Source organism: Agromyces litoreus, from assembly GCF_040496015.1.
GTDB classification, from domain to species: domain Bacteria; phylum Actinomycetota; class Actinomycetes; order Actinomycetales; family Microbacteriaceae; genus Agromyces; species Agromyces litoreus.
Map to the genome: position 1 here is coordinate 1 of NZ_JBEPKA010000003.1, position 15,261 is coordinate 15,261.

Annotated in this window: 17 protein-coding genes; 8 read left to right on the forward strand and 9 right to left on the reverse strand. The window is 74.4% G+C overall.

All coding sequences use genetic code 11. The annotated features are described in order from the left end of the window. The coding region (locus tag ABME01_RS02980; protein ID WP_495532341.1) for a DMT family transporter at positions 1-346 on the reverse strand (346 nt) is incomplete at its 3' end. Positions 347-433: 87 nt separating this feature from the next. Here ABME01_RS02980 and ABME01_RS02985 point away from each other — a divergent pair. After that, positions 434-796, forward strand: a complete 363-nt coding sequence (locus ABME01_RS02985) for a hypothetical protein (protein ID WP_353826874.1) — start codon at positions 434-436, stop codon at positions 794-796. Between the two features lie 6 nt (positions 797-802). On the opposite strand, the gene ABME01_RS02990 is transcribed toward ABME01_RS02985, so the two are convergent. Further along, a complete protein-coding gene (locus ABME01_RS02990) occupies positions 803-2,347 on the reverse strand; it encodes an FAD-dependent monooxygenase (protein ID WP_353826875.1) in 1,545 nt (514 codons plus the stop codon). Between the two features lie 121 nt (positions 2,348-2,468). On the opposite strand from ABME01_RS02990, the gene ABME01_RS02995 reads away from it, so the two are divergent. Beyond that, positions 2,469-3,014, forward strand: a complete 546-nt coding sequence (locus ABME01_RS02995) for an RBBP9/YdeN family alpha/beta hydrolase (protein WP_353826876.1) — start codon at positions 2,469-2,471, stop codon at positions 3,012-3,014. On the opposite strand, the gene ABME01_RS03000 is transcribed toward ABME01_RS02995, so the two are convergent. Both ABME01_RS03000 and ABME01_RS03005 read right to left on the reverse strand, forming a co-directional pair. Continuing rightward, positions 3,001-3,816 (reverse strand): DNA/RNA non-specific endonuclease, encoded by an 816-nt coding sequence (locus ABME01_RS03000; protein ID WP_353826877.1) that lies wholly within the window; start codon positions 3,814-3,816, stop codon positions 3,001-3,003. The two genes, ABME01_RS02995 and ABME01_RS03000, sit on opposite strands and share 14 nt — an antisense overlap. 64 nt (positions 3,817-3,880) lie before the next feature. Next, positions 3,881-4,867, reverse strand: a complete 987-nt coding sequence (locus ABME01_RS03005; protein ID WP_353826878.1) for an acetylxylan esterase — start codon at positions 4,865-4,867, stop codon at positions 3,881-3,883. 143 nt (positions 4,868-5,010) lie between these two features. Here ABME01_RS03005 and ABME01_RS03010 point away from each other — a divergent pair, with 143 nt between their 5' ends. Next, positions 5,011-5,919, forward strand: a complete 909-nt coding sequence (locus ABME01_RS03010; protein WP_353826879.1) for a carbohydrate kinase family protein — start codon at positions 5,011-5,013, stop codon at positions 5,917-5,919. Here ABME01_RS03010 and ABME01_RS03015 read toward each other — a convergent pair. The 3 genes from ABME01_RS03015 to ABME01_RS03025 all read right to left on the reverse strand — a co-directional run bounded on the left by ABME01_RS03015 (position 5,916) and on the right by ABME01_RS03025 (position 8,271). After that, positions 5,916-6,347, reverse strand: coding sequence for a pyridoxamine 5'-phosphate oxidase family protein (locus ABME01_RS03015; protein WP_353826880.1), 432 nt, complete (start codon positions 6,345-6,347; stop codon positions 5,916-5,918). The two genes, ABME01_RS03010 and ABME01_RS03015, sit on opposite strands and share 4 nt — an antisense overlap. A 60-nt stretch (positions 6,348-6,407) precedes the next feature. After that, complete coding sequence (locus ABME01_RS03020; protein WP_353826881.1) at positions 6,408-7,244, reverse strand: universal stress protein; 837 nt, start codon at positions 7,242-7,244, stop codon at positions 6,408-6,410. Positions 7,245-7,353: 109 nt separating this feature from the next. Continuing rightward, positions 7,354-8,271 (reverse strand): DNA-3-methyladenine glycosylase family protein, encoded by a 918-nt coding sequence (locus ABME01_RS03025; protein ID WP_353826882.1) that lies wholly within the window; start codon positions 8,269-8,271, stop codon positions 7,354-7,356. A 119-nt stretch (positions 8,272-8,390) separates the two neighbouring features. Here ABME01_RS03025 and ABME01_RS03030 point away from each other — a divergent pair, with 119 nt between their 5' ends. Continuing rightward, entirely contained in the window at positions 8,391-9,377 is a 987-nt protein-coding gene (locus ABME01_RS03030) for a TIGR00341 family protein (protein WP_353827098.1), read from the forward strand. On the opposite strand, the gene ABME01_RS03035 is transcribed toward ABME01_RS03030, so the two are convergent. Beyond that, on the reverse strand, positions 9,361-9,837 hold the full coding sequence (locus ABME01_RS03035) for a hypothetical protein (protein ID WP_353826883.1): 477 nt from the start codon (positions 9,835-9,837) through the stop codon (positions 9,361-9,363). The two genes, ABME01_RS03030 and ABME01_RS03035, sit on opposite strands and share 17 nt — an antisense overlap. Positions 9,838-10,012: 175 nt before the next feature. Here ABME01_RS03035 and ABME01_RS03040 point away from each other — a divergent pair, with 175 nt between their 5' ends. From ABME01_RS03040 to ABME01_RS03050, 3 genes are all read left to right on the forward strand, one after another. Further along, positions 10,013-11,170: a trans-sulfuration enzyme family protein gene (locus ABME01_RS03040; protein ID WP_353826884.1), complete on the forward strand. Its 1,158-nt coding sequence runs from the start codon at positions 10,013-10,015 to the stop codon at positions 11,168-11,170. Between the two features lie 88 nt (positions 11,171-11,258). Beyond that, positions 11,259-12,248, forward strand: a complete 990-nt coding sequence (locus ABME01_RS03045; RefSeq protein ID WP_353826885.1) for a hypothetical protein — start codon at positions 11,259-11,261, stop codon at positions 12,246-12,248. Positions 12,249-12,257: 9 nt separating this feature from the next. Then, complete coding sequence (locus ABME01_RS03050; RefSeq protein WP_353826886.1) at positions 12,258-13,487, forward strand: DNA polymerase domain-containing protein; 1,230 nt, start codon at positions 12,258-12,260, stop codon at positions 13,485-13,487. 4 nt (positions 13,488-13,491) lie between these two features. Here ABME01_RS03050 and ABME01_RS03055 read toward each other — a convergent pair whose 3' ends face one another. Next, entirely contained in the window at positions 13,492-14,094 is a 603-nt protein-coding gene (locus ABME01_RS03055) for a TetR/AcrR family transcriptional regulator (protein ID WP_353826887.1), read from the reverse strand. Between the two features lie 80 nt (positions 14,095-14,174). On the opposite strand from ABME01_RS03055, the gene ABME01_RS03060 reads away from it, so the two are divergent. Next, positions 14,175-15,260 carry an SDR family NAD(P)-dependent oxidoreductase gene (locus ABME01_RS03060; protein WP_353826888.1) on the forward strand — a complete coding sequence of 362 codons (1,086 nt, stop codon included), beginning with the start codon at positions 14,175-14,177 and terminating at the stop codon, positions 15,258-15,260. Position 15,261 lies beyond the last annotated feature (1 nt).

Genomic DNA, 15,261 nt, shown 5'->3' on the forward strand with positions numbered 1-15,261 from the left:
GGCCGAGGAACTCGATGGTCGCGGCGATGCCGAGCCCGAGCCGGTCGACCGATTCGTAGAACGACACGTTCATGACCGCGAGCACGAAACCGAGTGCCAGGGCGGGCCGCAGTCGTCGCCAGGTGAGCTGCGCCCGCCGGGGACGGTAGAACGGCAGGACCGCCGCGACCATCACCAGCTGGCGCACGGCCACCACGACGAACGCGCCGACCACCGGGATCACGAGGCCCGCGAGCGAGGAGCCGAAGTTGATCGAGACCTCGGTGCCGAGCTGCGTCGCGGCACCCGCGACCCTGCGCCCCGTGGCGTCGTCGGCCGTGTTCCCCGCCCCGTCCGTCACGTCCACGGGACGACGATACGCGCTCGCGCGACTCGCCCACGCGCCTGTCGCCGTGCCGCGGCCGCCTGGGGTTGGCTTGGTCGGGGGTGCACGATGACGAAGCCATTCGGGAGCCTGACTGACGACGAGGTGCAGCACGCGGGGCGGGCGGAACTGCGCCGCGTGGTCGTGACCGACGACGTCGAGTCGTGGGACCTGCTGCTCTACGCGAATGGCGGCATCGAGCCGATCGCGGTCGACGCGTTCAGCCTCGACGAACTGAACCGCACCAACCCGCCGTCCTCGCGCGACCTCGCCGACGGGGTCGCGAAGGTCGTGCTGGGATGCCACGGCCTGCGCCGGACCGAGCCGTGGGCCATGTCGCGCGATGCGACGAGCTGGTCCGCGCGCGTCGCCCCGGTGCCGGCCGCCGCCTCCCCCGAGGAGGCGGAGCAGCCCGGCGCCGCCTCCGGCTGACGCCGCTCAGCCGTCGAGCTGCTCGCGGAAGGTCGCGGGCACCGTGTCCGGTCCGGCTCGGCGTCCGGCCGGCACGCTCGCCTGCGCCGCCACGAACCCGTCCGGGCGCACGAGGTAGAGGCGGTCGGAGCGCAGGCGACCCGGGGCGGGCGGGAAGACGTGGTGCTCGAGTCCGAGCGAGGTCGCGACCCGCCGCACCAGCGTGGCCGGCGCGCCGTAGCCGTGCACCTGCCAGCGCATCGATCGCAGCGCGTCGAAGTTCGACGGCTCGCCCGCGACGTACGGCAGGCGCTTGCCCACGACGTCGTCGCGCACCTGGGATCGCGACGGCACGAGCTGCGACATCCGGTACCGGATGCGGATCTGCGAGATCAGGCCGAACACCCGAGCGCCGCCGAGCACCCTGGGCAGCAGCGGGACGACGACCCGGCCGACCGTCGGGATGACGCGTGCGCGGATCAGGTGCGCCCGGCGCGACTCGGACGTCACATCGGAGAACAGGCGGTCCGTCGTGGCCACGAGCTTCAGGGCGACCGGGCGCCGCTCGGCCTCGAACCGGTCGAGGCGGCGCGGCGGCATGCCGTCCACGAGCACGTCGGCGAGCGCGTGCGCGAGGTTGTGCGCGTCCTGCAGGCCGGTGTTCATGCCCTGCCCGCCGACCGGGGAGTGGATGTGGGCGGCGTCGCCGACGACGAAGCAGCGGCCGTCGCGGAACCTCGCCGCCACGCGGTGGTGCAGTCGGTAGGTCGCGAACCAGGTCGACGACCGGTACCCGACCGTGAACCCCCGCGCGAGGCGGGAGCGCAGGAGCGGCTCGGAGAGCTCCGCAGCGCCCCCGAGCTCGCGGTCGCGCACGACTCCGAGGATGCGATGGTGCCCCTCCCCGCCCATCGGGAACGACAGGAGGAGGTCGTCCGGCGCGAAGCGCACGTTGACCCACCCCTCCACCAGTCCGGTCGCCCCGATCGCGTCGGCGACGAAGAAGGTGTGCTGGTTCGTCACGCCCTCGAACGGGATGCCGTGGAGCTCCCGGACGGCGGAGTGGGCGCCATCCGCACCGATCACGTGCCGAGCCTCGACGACGACCTCCCCGTCGGGTCCCTCCAGCGTCGCCGCGACGGAGGACCGCTGCGAGTGGAGGGCGACCAGCCGGTGCCGCCAGCGCACGTCGCGACCGGCCTCGCCGAGCGCATCGACGAGCAGGCGTTCGTTCCGGCTCTGCTCGAAGATCGTGAGGTCGGGGAAGGGCGTGAGGCCCTCGCCCAGCCGGCGAAGCGGGATCCGTCCGATCTCCTCGTGCCGGAACCCGAGCACGGCGCCCTGCGCCTCGGCGCGACCCGCGAGCACGCGATCGGCGAGTCCGAGCTGGTCGTAGAGCTCCATCGACCGGGCCTGCACGAGCAGCGCGCGGGACTCGCGCGTCGGGCCGTCCTTGCCGTCGACGATGATCGCGTCGACGCCGCGGCGCGCCAGCACCAGGGCGGCCATCAGCCCGCTCGGCCCGGCGCCCACGACCAGGACGTCGGTGCGGAGGGTGTCGGGTTCCGCCATGCCCCCAGCCTGTCACCGCGCGCGACGTCACGTCACCCGTCGCGACCGCGCGCCGCGACTGGCATGCTGAACGCACCGGGCGAGGGCGCGCCGCCCCGTCCGCGCATTCGAGGAGCCGTCCATGCCGCACCCCCTGGTCCTCGTCCCCGGCGTCTTCGGGTCCGGCGCGACGCACTGGCAGTCGGCCTGGGAGCGCACGCTCCCCGAGGCGCGGCGCATCGCCCCGGCATCATGGGACCGTCCCGACCTCGACGACTGGATCCGGGCCGTCGACGCCGCGGTCGCCGCGGCATCACGGCCCCCGATCGTCGTCGCCCACAGCCTCGGCTGCCTCGCGGTCGCCCACTGGGCGATGCGAGCGCCGGCGGTGCGGCGGCGTGCCGTCGGGGCGTTCCTCGTCGCGCCGCCGGATCCGGATGCAGCCGCGTTCCCGCCGCCCGCGGTGGGCTTCACGATCGCCGACGGCCCGCTGCCGCTGCCGAGCGTGGTGCTCGGATCGTCGGACGACCCGTACGCGACGCCCGAGCGCATCGCGGCGTTCGCGGTCGCGTGGGGGGCGCGACTGGTCGAGCTCGGGCCGCTCGGACACGTGAACGCCGACAGCGGCCTGGGCGAGTGGCCGGAGGGGCTGCGCCTGCTCGAGGAGTTCGCCGTCATTCCAGGATGAGGTCCTCCGGCCCGCTCAGCTCGCGCGGCCCGGCGACGGCTGCGGCCACCGGCATGCGGTCGGCCGCCGCGAGTTCGGGCATGGAGAGCCCCGTGGCGGCCGCGATCTCGGAGACCGGCACCTGGAACGTGCGGAACGGACCGAGGTCGGGGACCTCCGCCGCACCGGCCGCGACCCGTTCGCGCTCACGGGCGTCGAGGCGCACGAGTGGCGACTGGTCGAGCAGGAACCCGGCGGTCGCGAGCACGTCGCCCGACCGCCAGGCGACGACCTTGACGAACCGCAGCGGCACCAGGATGCCGCGGTACGGCGGATCGTCGTCGTCGAGCACGGGCGCGGTGAACACGCTCAGCCGCTGGGCGTGCACCGTCGCGAAGGCGAGGACGTGATCCTCCAGGCCGTTCCAGAGCTCGAGCGACTGGTTGAACTCGGCCTGCTGCGGGGCCGCGTTCGTGAACCGGAACGTGTCGTCGTTCGCGCGGCGCGCGACCTCCGGCGGACCCCAGACCGGGTCGCGTCGACGCACGAGGTGACCGCGATCGAGGTCGTTGCGCGCGTAGACGTCCGGACCGGCCTGCCAGTCCTCGGGGATCCGCGCGTCGAAGCGCCAGTCGTCGGCGCGCGGCACCTCGACCACCCGCCCGCCGTCGACGTTGACGCCCGTCATCCGCGCGAACCGCCGGCACGTGTCGAGGACGATGGTGAAGTGCAGGTAGTCGAGCGCGACGGTCGCGGTGCGCTCATCGGGCGGCACCTCGGGCATCGGTGCGTCGAGGCCGAGGAAGCGCGCGTCGAAGCCCATGACCCCAGCCCAGCACGGACATCCGACACGGCGCGCCGCGGCGCGCCGACCGGCCGCGGCGGGTTCAGCTCGCGAGCGGCCCCCCGCGCAGCCGGTCGGCGAGCCACGAGGCCTGCCGCGACCAGTGCACGCCCTGCCCGCCCTCGTGCTCGTTGAAGGCGTACTCGGCGACCTCGGCCCCGACCGCGTGGTGGTTGGCGGCGGCGTAGACCGTCGACGGGGCGCAGACCGGGTCCATGAGCGCGACCGAGACGAGGGCCGGGGCGCTCGCCCGCTTCGCGAAGTTGACGCCGTCGAAGTACGAGAGCGTCGAGAAGACGGTGGGGGCGGCGTCCCGGTGCACGGCCAGGTACCGGACGATCTCGTGGTACGGGTCGCGATCGGTGAGTCCGACCGATCGCTCGAAGCAGCACAGGAACGGCACGTCCGGCATCGCGCCCACGAGTCCCTCCACGAGTCCGGCCGCGGCCAGCGCGATCCCGCCGCCCTGCGAGCCGCCCGTCACCGCCACGCGGCCGGCGTCGACCACGTCGAGCGAGCGCATCGCGTCGACCGCGAGCACCGCGTCGGTGAACACGCGCCGGTAGTAGTACTCGGCCGGGTCGTGGATGCCGCGCGTCATGAACCCCGGGAACGACGGTCCGGTGCCGTGCGGATCGGGCGTACCGCCGCCCGTCCCCCACGCCGACCCCTGCCCGCGCGTGTCCATCACGAGGTGCGCGTACCCGGATGCCGCCCACTGCAGCCGCTCGTGCGGCAGCCCGCGGCCGCCGCCGTAGCCGACGTACTCGACGATCGCCGGCAGCGGCCCCTCGGCGCCGGCGGGCGTGAGCAGCCATCCCTTGACCGGGTCGCCGGCGAACCCGGAGAACTCCACGTCGTGCACGTCGACGACCGAGAGCGGGGAGTCCACGCGGGCCACCCGCGGCGGCGTGGCGAACGCGCGCGACGCCGCGAGCGTCTCCGTCCAGAACGCGTCGAAGTCGACCGGCTCGGCGACCTCCGGACGGAACGCGCGCAGCTCGTCGGCGGGCAGGTCGAAGAAGGGCATGCGGACTCCTCGCGAGTGGTGGCCGGGTGGTCGCCAGCGTACGCGGTCGGCAGGGCGGGCTCGCCGACCCCTCCCGGCGGAACGCCGGGCGGTGCAGGATGGGACCGGATGCCGCGACCTCCGCGGCCGGAGCGGAGCGCAGCATGGGCGACCGGGTCGTCGTGTCGGGACCGGCATCGTGGAACCGGATCGTCCGGGTGGAGCACCTCCCCGAGCCCGTGCCGCACATGCAGTTCGCGCTCGGCGACCACGAGACCGTCGGCGGGACCTCGGCGGGCAAGGCGCTCGGGCTCGCCGCGCTCGGACGGCCGGTGGAGCTGTTCACCCTGATCGGGTCGGACGCCGACGGCGAGCGGCTCCGCAGCATCCTCGCATCCGTCCCGGGCCTCGAGCTCGACGAGGTCGACGGCGTCCGCACGGAGCGGCACCTCAACCTCATGACGCCCCTCGGCGAGCGCGTCTCCATCTACCTCTCCACGCCGGACGACCGACCGTCGCCAGAGGACGACCGACTGACGGCGGCGATGGAGGACGCCGCCGCGATCGTGCTCGACCTCTCCGAGCGCTCGCGCCGGGTCATCCCGGACGCCCGCGCGTCGGGCCGGCCGATCTGGACCGACCTGCACGACTACGACGGCACGAGCGCGTTCCACCGGCCGTTCCTGGATGCCGCCGACGCGGTGTTCCTCAACGCCGACCGCATCGGCGAACCGCTCCCATTCCTGCGCCGGGTCGTCGACGATGGCGCCCGGCTCGCGGTCTGCACGCTCGGTGCCGAGGGCGCGGTCGCGCTGTCCGCGCGCGGCGGCACCGTCACCGAGCACCGAGTGGACGCCGTGCCGGTCGACGTCGTCGACGCCAACGGCGCGGGCGACGCGTTCATGTCCGGTGTGCTGCACGCCATGCTCGACGGCGCCGACGTCGACGCGGCGCTCGAGGTCGGCGCGCAGCACGCCGCGTCGGCGCTGTCGACGCCGCACCTCCACCCGACGCTCGACGCGCTGCTCGACGGCGCGTCGGACACGGCGGATGCGGCGGCGGCCTCCTCCTAGCGGGCGCGCTGGAACGTCCGGCCCTGCACCTCGGTCGGCTGGACGCGAACCCAGCGGTCCTTGGCCTCCGGCGCCCACGGCTGCACGCCGAGGGTCTCGGCGTGCTCGATCTCGCTGTCGCGTTCGAGCTGCTTCGCCTCCCCCTTGAGCACCACGCTGAACGCGTCCTCATCGGTGTAGCCGTCGACCTGGAACGCGACGTGCGAGTGGATGGTCAGCTCCAGCAGCTTGGTGCCCGCGGCGGTGCGGAACACGATCGCCGGTCCGTCGACGCCGCTGCGGTCGACCCGGTGGTTCACCGGGAAGATGTCGACCTCCCCGGCGGCGTGCGCGGCGATGCGGCCGAACGGCGCGGCCTCGATACGCGCCCAGCACTCCTCCTCGGTCAGGCTTCGGGTGGGGGGACGGTCGTCGTCCAGTTCGTCCATGGCGTTCCTTCCTCCGGTCCTTCTCTCTCAGGTCCTGCGCCCGTGACGCGTGCGCGCCGGCTATCCCGCCTCGCCGACGACCACGACGGGGCCTGCCGCGCTGAGCAGCAGGTCGTGGCTCACCGAACCGAGCAGGAAGCGGACCATGCCGCCGGCGGCATGGCTCCCGACGACGACCAGGCGCGCCGTCTCGCTCGCCTCGGCGAGGATCGGCGCCGCGGCGCCGCGCTCGAGCCGGCCGGTCGGGTCGCCCCCGATCGAGCGCGCGTACTCGACGGCGGCGTCCAGCAGGTCGTGCCGCATCTCCTCCATCAGCGACACGTCGCCGAGGTACTCCACGTAGGCGGAGTTCCAGCTCGTCGGCACGACCCACGCGTGCAGCAGTTCGAGCGGCTCGCCGGTCCGGGCGGCCTCCTCGACGCCCACGCGGATGGCGGCCTGCGCCTCGTCGGAACCGTCCACGCCGACCACGATCCCCCTCCGGGTCGCGACGTCCCAGTCCGGCGGGATGACCGCGACCGTGCCCGAGCCGCGCCGGCCGGCGAGTCGGGCCCCCAGCGTCCAGGCGGTCTCGTGTCCGCTCTGCGACGCGCCGACCACGACGAGCGCGTCGTGCGCGACGCACGATCCGAGCACCTTCTCCGCCCGGCCGTGCACGGTCTGCGCCGACACGACGCGATTCGGATGCGTCGCGCGCAGCCCCTCGATGCGCTCGAGGAATCCAGCCGCCTCGTCGTCCGGTGCGAGGCGGGCGCGGGAACCGGGCTCCTCCGCGGCGGGAACGGCCACCGCGTGCACCAGTCGGAGCGGTTCCTCGTCGGAGCGCTCCGCGGCCCATCGCAGGGCGGCGTCCGCATTCGGCGAGCCGTCCCACCCCACGACCACCTGCGTGAACACGTCCGATCACTCCCTCGCCGCCGTCATCGGCGGCTCGCTGCCAGCCTCGCCGAGCGCGGTCGCCGCTGTCGGGCCGAAGGTCACTCGATCGGCGCGGCGGAGGCCGCGATCACCGCGACCGGTGGTCGACGAACGGCATCCGGGGTCCGCGTCGGGGGCGGCCCGGCAGGCCCGCCGCCATGATCAGGCGGATGACGCGATAGCGCTGGCCGGTCCACGGCGCGAGCGCCTCGAGCATCTCGTCGTCGTCCATGTCGCGCCCGAAGAGGGCATGCCCCACGTAGCCGGCGAGGTGGTAGTCGCCGACCGACACCGCGTCGGGGTCGCCGAAGGCGCGCTGCGCGACCTCGGCGGCGGTCCATGCGCCCACCCCGGGGAAGACCGTCAGTCGCGCGGCGGCATCGACGTGGGAGAGCTCGGCCGCCTCCTCCACGCGTGCGGCGCGGGACGCGACGCGCTGGATGGTCGCGGCCCGGCGCGGGTCGACGCCGGCGCGATGCCACTCCCAGGTCGGGATCGCGCGCCATCCGTCCGCCGACGGCGGCACGAGCATCGGACGCGGCGACGGACCGGGCGCAGTGGCGCCGAAGGCGCGCAGCAGCCGACGCCAGGACTCGTGCGCCTGCCGCGAGATGACCTTCTGCTCGAGGATGGCGGGCACGAGCGCCTCCATCACCCGCGCCGTGCGCGCCACGCGCATGCCCGGATTGCGGCGATGCGCGAGGTCGAGCACCTCGACCCCGGTGCGGAAGCCCGTCGTGTCGTCGCGTTCGCCGAGCATGGACGGCGCGAGGGCCACGGCGGCCTCGGCGCCGGGACCCCAGGCCTCGATGCGGACGAGGTCGGCGCCCCGCTGCACCACCCGGAGCGTCGCCGGCCCGTCGTCGGTCAGCGTCGACCGCCAGACGGCGCCGTCCGCGGCGCGCACGTAGGTCGGGTCGCCCGGGCCGCGGCGGAGCACGCCGAGCGTCTGCGCGACGTCCGTCTCGTGCGGTGCGCGCCAGTCGAGGGCGAGGTCGGGGGTCACCACTCCAGTCTGCGCCCTGCCCGTGTCACCGGGGTCGTCGCGGCGGGGACTCGCCCGACGTCGCGCGCCGATCCGGGCCGCACGGGCTCCGCGGTGGCATCATCCGATTCGTGGCGACCATGAGAGAGCTCCTGCTCCCGCCGGTGACGCGGAACCCGGTCGAGGACCTCCTCGACCAGCTCGACCTGGACTCGGGCGAGCGGGTCGGCAAGCGGAGCGGCTTCATCATCATGCTGATCCTGTCGGGCGTCATCGCGACGGCCGGCGTCCTCCTGGACTCGACCGCGACCGTGATCGGGGCCATGATCATCGCCCCGCTCGGCACGCCGATCCTGGGCATCGCCGTCGGCATCGTCACGGGTCGTGCGCGCCTGGTCCTCTCCTCCGTGCTCTGGGTCTCGGGAGCGGTCGCCGCCGTCATCCTCATCGGCGCGCTGTTCTCCCTCGGGGTTCCGAACAGCGCGAACCTCAACGCGAACTCGCAGATCGCCGGCCGCACCTCGCCGCAGCTGATGGACCTCGTCGCCGCGCTCGCGACGGGCGTCGCCGGGGCGTTCGCGATGAGCCGCAAGGACCTCAGCGCCGTCCTGCCGGGCGTCGCGATCGCGATCTCGCTCGTCCCGCCCCTCGCGGTCGTCGGGGTGACCCTGGGCCAGGGCGACTTCGACGGGGCCGTCGGCGCGTTCCTCCTCTTCTTCTCGAACGTGGTGGCGCTGATCATCGCCGGGGCGATCGTCTTCACCCTCGCCGGATACGCGCGCGACGCGCTCTCGCAGCGATCGCGGCGCCGCCGCGCCTACGCGATCATCGCCGTGCTCACGGTGCTGACCGCCATCCCGCTGGCCCTGAACACGGTCGTGATCCTGGCCCAGGCCGCCTGGACCGCGCGCATCCAGGCGGCGACGACGGACTGGCTCGGCGAGGGCGAGGTCCAGGGCATCACGTGGAAGAACCTCCGCGCGCGGGTCGCGGTCGAGGCGCCGGGGGGGAGGGTGCCGCCGCTGTCGCAACTGCGCGACGCCCTCGAGCCCGACCTGCCGACGTTCGTCGGCGTCGACGTAAACGTCACCGACGGCGTGGTGCAGCCGGTCACGAAGACGGACTGACCCCCGCGCGCCGCGTTCCGTCGGGAGGGGAACCGGGGCGGTCGGCCACGAGCACGCCCGGGATCGAGAGCAGCAGGCCGACCACCGCGACCGCGACGAGCCCCAGCCCGAAGTACCCGAACGCCTGCTGGTTGTCGGTGCCGAGCAGGCCGACGATGCCCGGCAGCATGAAGACCGGCAGCAGCCACAGGGCGAACCACGACCAGCGCTGCGCCGTCCGGAGCGCGAACACGCAGACGAGCACCGAGTAGAGCCCGACGACCAGCGTCCCGGCCAGCGACGCCCGGTTGGCGATCTCGAACTGGGCCGTGACCGTTGGGTACGCCGCCTCCAGCGCCTCCCACCGCACGCCCGTGTCGCCCTCGAAGGTCGCGCGCACGTCGCCGAGGAGCATCGCCCCGCCGGCGAGCACCTGCACCGCGGCGACGGCGAGCACCATCAGCCATCCGACCTGTCGCATCGCCTGCTCCTCCCCCGGCGCACGATGCCCGCGGGGACCGGTGGGATGGCGCCGGCCGGTCGGCCTCCGCGCACCCCCGCGCGCCCTCAGGGCGGACGATACCCGGATCGGCGGGCGTCGTCATCGCCGCCGCGATGGGCGAGGATCGAACCAGTCCGTCCAGCGAGGAGCCGCCATGCACGACCAGCCCGAGCCCGTCCCCGAGGGCGAGCACGCCCTCGACCTGCATCCGGAGACCCTCGCGGTGCACGTCGGACGCCCGGCGCGCGACCCGGACGCCCCGATGAGCACGCCCGTGCACCTCGCCTCGACCTTCCACGCGGGCGGACCGGCGGCGTACGGCCGATACGGCAACCCCTCGTGGACCGCCTTCGAGGAGGCGCTCGGCGCACTCGAGGGCGGCTCGTGCGTCGCGCTCGCCTCCGGCATGGCCGCGATCTCCGCGGTGCTGTCGCTGGTGCCGACCGGTGGAACGGCCGTCGCGCCCCGGCACTCGTACACGGGCACGATCGGCCTGCTCCACGACCTCGCCGCGACGCGCGGGGTCGTCGTGCGGCTCGTCGACGTGCGCGACACCGCGGGCATCGCGGAGGCGGCCGTCGGCGCCGACCTCGTCTGGGTCGAGTCCCCCACGAACCCGGCGCTCGAGGTGGCCGACCTGGCCGCGATCGCGCGCGCCGCGCGCGAGGCGGGCGCGCTGACGGCGGTCGACAACACCTTCGCGACCCCGCTGCTGCAGCGCCCGCTCGCCGAGGGCGCCGACCTGGTGGTGCACTCGGCGACGAAGTCGATCTCCGGCCACAGCGACGTCCTCATGGGCGCGGTGATCGCGCGCGACGACGACCTGCTCGAGCGGATCGTCGCGCATCGCAGCCTGCACGGCGCAGTCCCCGGGCCGTTCGAGACCTTCCTCGCACTGCGCGGACTCCGCACGCTGCACGTGCGGCTCGAACGGGCCCAGGCCACCGCGCGCGAACTCGTCCGCCGCCTCGACGGGCATCCGTCCCTCGAGGAGGTCCGCTACCCCGGCTTCGGCGCCATCGTCTCGATCGTCGTCGCGGGCGGGGCCGATGCCGCGGAACGGGTCGCGGCTGCGACGCGCGTGTGGGTGCATGCGACGAGCCTCGGCGGGGTCGAGTCCCAGCTCGAGCGCCGTCGGCGGTGGCCCGCCGAGGCCGAGACGATCCCCGACGGCCTGGTGCGGCTCTCGGTGGGCCTCGAGCACGTCGACGACCTCGCGGAGGACCTCGAGCAGGCGCTCGCCCGCGCAGGCGCGCCCGATGCGAGGGACGCCCCATCCGGCCCGCCGCCGTCCCCGTCCGCGGGCTACTGAGCGCACGACCGCACCGGGTTCCGCCGCCCGTCGATCCGTGCCATGGTGGGGTCAACGGCACCTGCTGCCGGAACGAGATGAGGTCGTCATGACCCGGATGCCGAGGAGCGGAGCCTTCCCGGGCCGGCGCGCCCGGGCCGGCGCCTCGTTCCTCGCGGTCGCGGTCGTCCTGGCGGCCACGAGCGTGTCGGTCGACCTCGCGGTGCCCGGCATCGCGTCCGATGCATGGCGCGACGTGGTCTCGGCCACCTCGGTGGTGCTCGAGGTCGCCGCGGTGTGGGCGGCGCTGCCGCTCGGGATCCTGCTGCTGGTCACCGCCGGCACGCCGGCCCTCTGGCGTCGGTGGGTTGCGGTCGCCGTCGCGGTGGGCCTGCCGCTGGCGGTCTGGTTCAGCGGCGCGGCGCGCTCCCCGTTCCTGATCCTGCTCGCCCTCGCCGCGGCCGTGGGCGGCTACGCCCTCATCGCGTTCGGACTGTCCGAGCATCGCGCCGATGCACGGAGCCTTCCGCGGGTGCGCGCGGCGGTGGCGGCCGCGGCGGGCGCGGAGCTGGCCGTGATCGTGCTCGGGACGCTGCACCTGCTCGTCTGGAACCCGGCGGCGAAGGTGCCCGACCTGCCCCTGCGACAGGTCTACGAGACGATGATCGACCGCGACGGGATGATCGACGGCGGCCCGCTGCTGTGGGCCCTCGGTGCGACGCTCGCGACCGTCGCCGGCTCGTACCTCGCGCTCCAGGGCGCGCGCCGCGGCCTGGTGACGCCGCACGACACCGTGACCGGCGGCCTGCTGCTCATCCACGCCACCACGTTCTTCCTGTGGTGGGCCGGGTTCGGGCTCGGACTGACGCTGGCCGACACGTTCGCGACCTCGGGCGGCGACGCGTCGCCCGTCGGGTCGATCCTCGCCCTGGCCGGCGCCTGCTGCCTGGCGGCGGCGATCCTGATGCAGCTCCGGCGACCGGCGGCGACCGTGGCTCCCGCGGCGGACCAGGATCCCGGCGTCGCGACGTCGAACCCGGACCGGCCGGGCGCCGCCGCGCCGGGCTCGACGGGCGCCACGGCGCAGGTCACCCCCTGATCCGGTGTCATGGCCGCACGCGACGACGCCGTGATGCTCGAGGTCGACGGGCACGAGGTCCGCGTGAGCCATCCGGACCGCATCGTCTTCCCCCAGGCGGGACTGACCAAGCTCGACCTCGTGCGCTACTACGTGGCCGTCGCCGACGGGGCGCTGCGTGGCGCCGGTGGCCGGCCCATGGTGCTCAAGCGCTTCGTGAAGGGCATCGATCGCGAGCCCTTCTTCCAGAAGCGGGTGCCCGAGAACCATCCGGCGTTCATCGACACCGCCACGCTGCACTACGCGCGCGGCACCTCGGCGGAGGAGGCCGTGGTGCGCGATGCCGCGGGCCTGGCCTGGGTCGTGAACCTCGGATGCCTCGACCTCAACCCGCACCCGGTGCGCGCCGAGGACCTCGACCATCCCGACGAGCTCCGCGTGGACCTCGACCCGATGCCCGGCGTCGACTGGTCGCAGATCGTCGACGTGGCGATGGTCGCGCGCGACGTGCTCGAGGACCACGGCCTCGTCGGCTGGCCGAAGACCTCGGGCTCGCGCGGCATCCACCTGCTCGTGCGCATCGCCCCGCGCTGGGAGTACCCGCAGGTGCGGCTCGCGGCCGAGGCCCTTGCGCGCGAGGTCGAGCGTCGTGCGCCCGGCCTCGCCTCCGCGCGGTGGTGGAAGGAGGAGCGCGGCGAGAGCGTCTTCGTCGACTTCAACCAGAACGCGAAGGACCGCACGGTGGCGTCGGCGTACTCCGTGCGTCCGCTGCCCGACGCGCGGGTCTCGACCCCGCTCGGATGGGAGGAGGTGCGCTCGCGGCGACCGGAGGAGTTCACGGTGCCGACCGTCCTCGAGCGCTTCGCCGAGCGTGGTGACGCGCACGCGGGCCTCGACGACGCCGTGGGCTCCCTCGAGGGCCTTCTCGCCCTGGCCGACGAACTCGGTCCGGCCGAGCGCGCGCCGCGGGGCGCGTCGCGCGGCGAGGGCTCGGGACGCCGGGTGTCGTCGATGCCGCTCATCGAGGTGGCGCGCACGGAGACCAGGGCGGAGGCGCTCGATGCGCTCGAGCGCTGGACGGCGTCGCATCCGGATGCCGCAGCCCGGCTCGCACCCGCGGACGTCCTCGTCGACGGCATGCGCGGATCGAGCTCGCTCTGGTACCGCGTGCGCGTGAACCTCCAGCACGTTCCCGAGGGCGAGCGGCCGGGGCAGGAGCCGCTGCTGGCCGACTACGATCCGTGGGCGGGGCGCGGCTGACCGGTCAGCGGTGGCCGGGACCGCCGGGCTGCGGGGCGAATGCGCCGTGCAGGAGCGCCCAGGCCCGCTCGGCGGTGCGTTCCCGCGCGTCCGGTTCGGTGCGGGCGAGCAGGCCCGCCAGCATGGAGATCGCGAGCAGCACGTCCTCGAGGTCGACGTGCTCGCCGAACCGGCCCGCCGCGCGCTCGTGCTGCACGGCGCCCTCGGCGATCCCGCGCATGCGGTCCCCGAGGCGCTCGACCCGAGGGTCGTGGGGGTTCGCCGAGATCAGGTCGATGAGCGCCGTCGAGCTGAGCGCCTGCGCGATGACGCGCTCGAGCAGCACGTCGAGCCCCGCGTCGGGTGCGGCGACGGCCTCGTCGAGCTCGTCGAGGTTCTCCTCGAACACGGCGACGGCCAGCGACAGCCGGTCGGGGAAGTGGCGGTAGAGGCTCCCCTGGCCGACGCCGGCGCGCTTGGCGATGGCGCTGAACGGGGCCGAGAGCCCATCGGCCGCGAAGATCTCGCGGGCGGCCGCGATCAGCGCGCGGCGGTTCCCGGGGCCCGCGCTCGGCCCGCGGTTGGGCCGGCGGGCGGTCGTGCCGACTCCCGGCTGACGCTCGGACATGGGTGCTACGTTACTACCGGACAGCGTTGTCCGGTGTCGGCGATCGCCGTCGGCGCCAGTGAAGGAAGGACATCCCCCTCATGAGCACCACGACGACCCTCACCGGAGACTCCTCGATCAGGACCTGGCTGAAGGACCCCACCGGCGGCCCCATCATCCGCGACCTGCTGTCGCAGTCGGGTCAGGACCCCGACGTGCTCCGGCCCGTCCACCGCCTCGCGCTCAAGCGCCTCGTCACCCTGAGCAAGGGACGCTTCTCGCAGGCGATGCTCGACGAGCTCGTCGCGCGGGCGGCGGCCGGCGAGGTGCCCGCGGGTGCGGCCCCCGCAGACGCGTCGACCGAGACCGCCGAGGCCGCGGCCACGGAACCGGCACCGGTCGAGCGCCCCGAGTGGCGCGAGCGGATCGATCGCGGTCGCTTCACCGGCAAGACGGTCATCGTCACCGGCGCCGGATCGGGCATCGGCCGCGCCACCGCCTCGCGCATCGCCCGCGAGGGCGGAAGGGTCGTCGCCGTCGACGTCTCGCGCGAGCGCCTCGACGACCTCGCCGGCGAACTCCGCTCCGCCGAGGACGCCGGGGCCGACCTCGTGACGCTCGCCGCCGACATCACCGACGACGCCGGGATCGACGAGATCGTGGCGGCCGCGGGCGAGCGCATCGACGGCCTCGCGAACGTCGCGGGGATCATGGACGACATGACCCCGGTCGGCGAGCTCGACGACGCCGTCTGGGAGCGCGTCATGCGCGTGAACGTCGACGGCACCATGAAGCTCATGCGCGCCGTCGTCCCCGCCATGGTCGCCCGCGGCGCGGGCTCCATCGTGAACACCGCGTCCGAGGCCGCGCTGCGCGGCTCGGCGGCCGGCGTCGCCTACACGACGTCGAAGCACGCGGTGGTCGGCCTCACGAAGTCGACCGCGTTCATGTACGGCCCGAGCGGACTGCGGGTGAACGCCGTCGCACCCGGCCCGACCATCACCAACATCGAGGCGAGCTTCGCCTCGCCGCTCGGCGCGCAGCGCGTGCGGCAGGCGATGGCGATCCTCCCCGACGCCGCCGAGGCCGAGGCCCTCGCCGCGTCGATCACGTTCCTGCTCTCGGACGACGGCGTGAACGTCAACGGCGTCGTGCTCGCCTCCGACGGCGGCTGGTCCGCCGCCTGAC

What these genes read in the sequence shown, in the direction of transcription:
- ABME01_RS02985 (WP_353826874.1), top strand. Translation starts at nt 434, where the DNA reads ATGACGAAGCCATTCGGGAGCCTGACTGACGACGAGGTGCAGCACGCG.
- ABME01_RS02990 (WP_353826875.1), bottom strand. Translation starts at nt 2,347, where the DNA reads ATGGCGGAACCCGACACCCTCCGCACCGACGTCCTGGTCGTGGGCGCC.
- ABME01_RS02995 (WP_353826876.1), top strand. Translation starts at nt 2,469, where the DNA reads ATGCCGCACCCCCTGGTCCTCGTCCCCGGCGTCTTCGGGTCCGGCGCG.
- ABME01_RS03000 (WP_353826877.1), bottom strand. Translation starts at nt 3,816, where the DNA reads ATGGGCTTCGACGCGCGCTTCCTCGGCCTCGACGCACCGATGCCCGAG.
- ABME01_RS03005 (WP_353826878.1), bottom strand. Translation starts at nt 4,867, where the DNA reads ATGCCCTTCTTCGACCTGCCCGCCGACGAGCTGCGCGCGTTCCGTCCG.
- ABME01_RS03010 (WP_353826879.1), top strand. Translation starts at nt 5,011, where the DNA reads ATGGGCGACCGGGTCGTCGTGTCGGGACCGGCATCGTGGAACCGGATC.
- ABME01_RS03015 (WP_353826880.1), bottom strand. Translation starts at nt 6,347, where the DNA reads ATGGACGAACTGGACGACGACCGTCCCCCCACCCGAAGCCTGACCGAG.
- ABME01_RS03030 (WP_353827098.1), top strand. Translation starts at nt 8,391, where the DNA reads ATGAGAGAGCTCCTGCTCCCGCCGGTGACGCGGAACCCGGTCGAGGAC.
- ABME01_RS03035 (WP_353826883.1), bottom strand. Translation starts at nt 9,837, where the DNA reads ATGCGACAGGTCGGATGGCTGATGGTGCTCGCCGTCGCCGCGGTGCAG.
- ABME01_RS03040 (WP_353826884.1), top strand. Translation starts at nt 10,013, where the DNA reads ATGCACGACCAGCCCGAGCCCGTCCCCGAGGGCGAGCACGCCCTCGAC.
- ABME01_RS03045 (WP_353826885.1), top strand. Translation starts at nt 11,259, where the DNA reads ATGACCCGGATGCCGAGGAGCGGAGCCTTCCCGGGCCGGCGCGCCCGG.
- ABME01_RS03050 (WP_353826886.1), top strand. Translation starts at nt 12,258, where the DNA reads ATGGCCGCACGCGACGACGCCGTGATGCTCGAGGTCGACGGGCACGAG.
- ABME01_RS03055 (WP_353826887.1), bottom strand. Translation starts at nt 14,094, where the DNA reads ATGTCCGAGCGTCAGCCGGGAGTCGGCACGACCGCCCGCCGGCCCAAC.
- ABME01_RS03060 (WP_353826888.1), top strand. Translation starts at nt 14,175, where the DNA reads ATGAGCACCACGACGACCCTCACCGGAGACTCCTCGATCAGGACCTGG.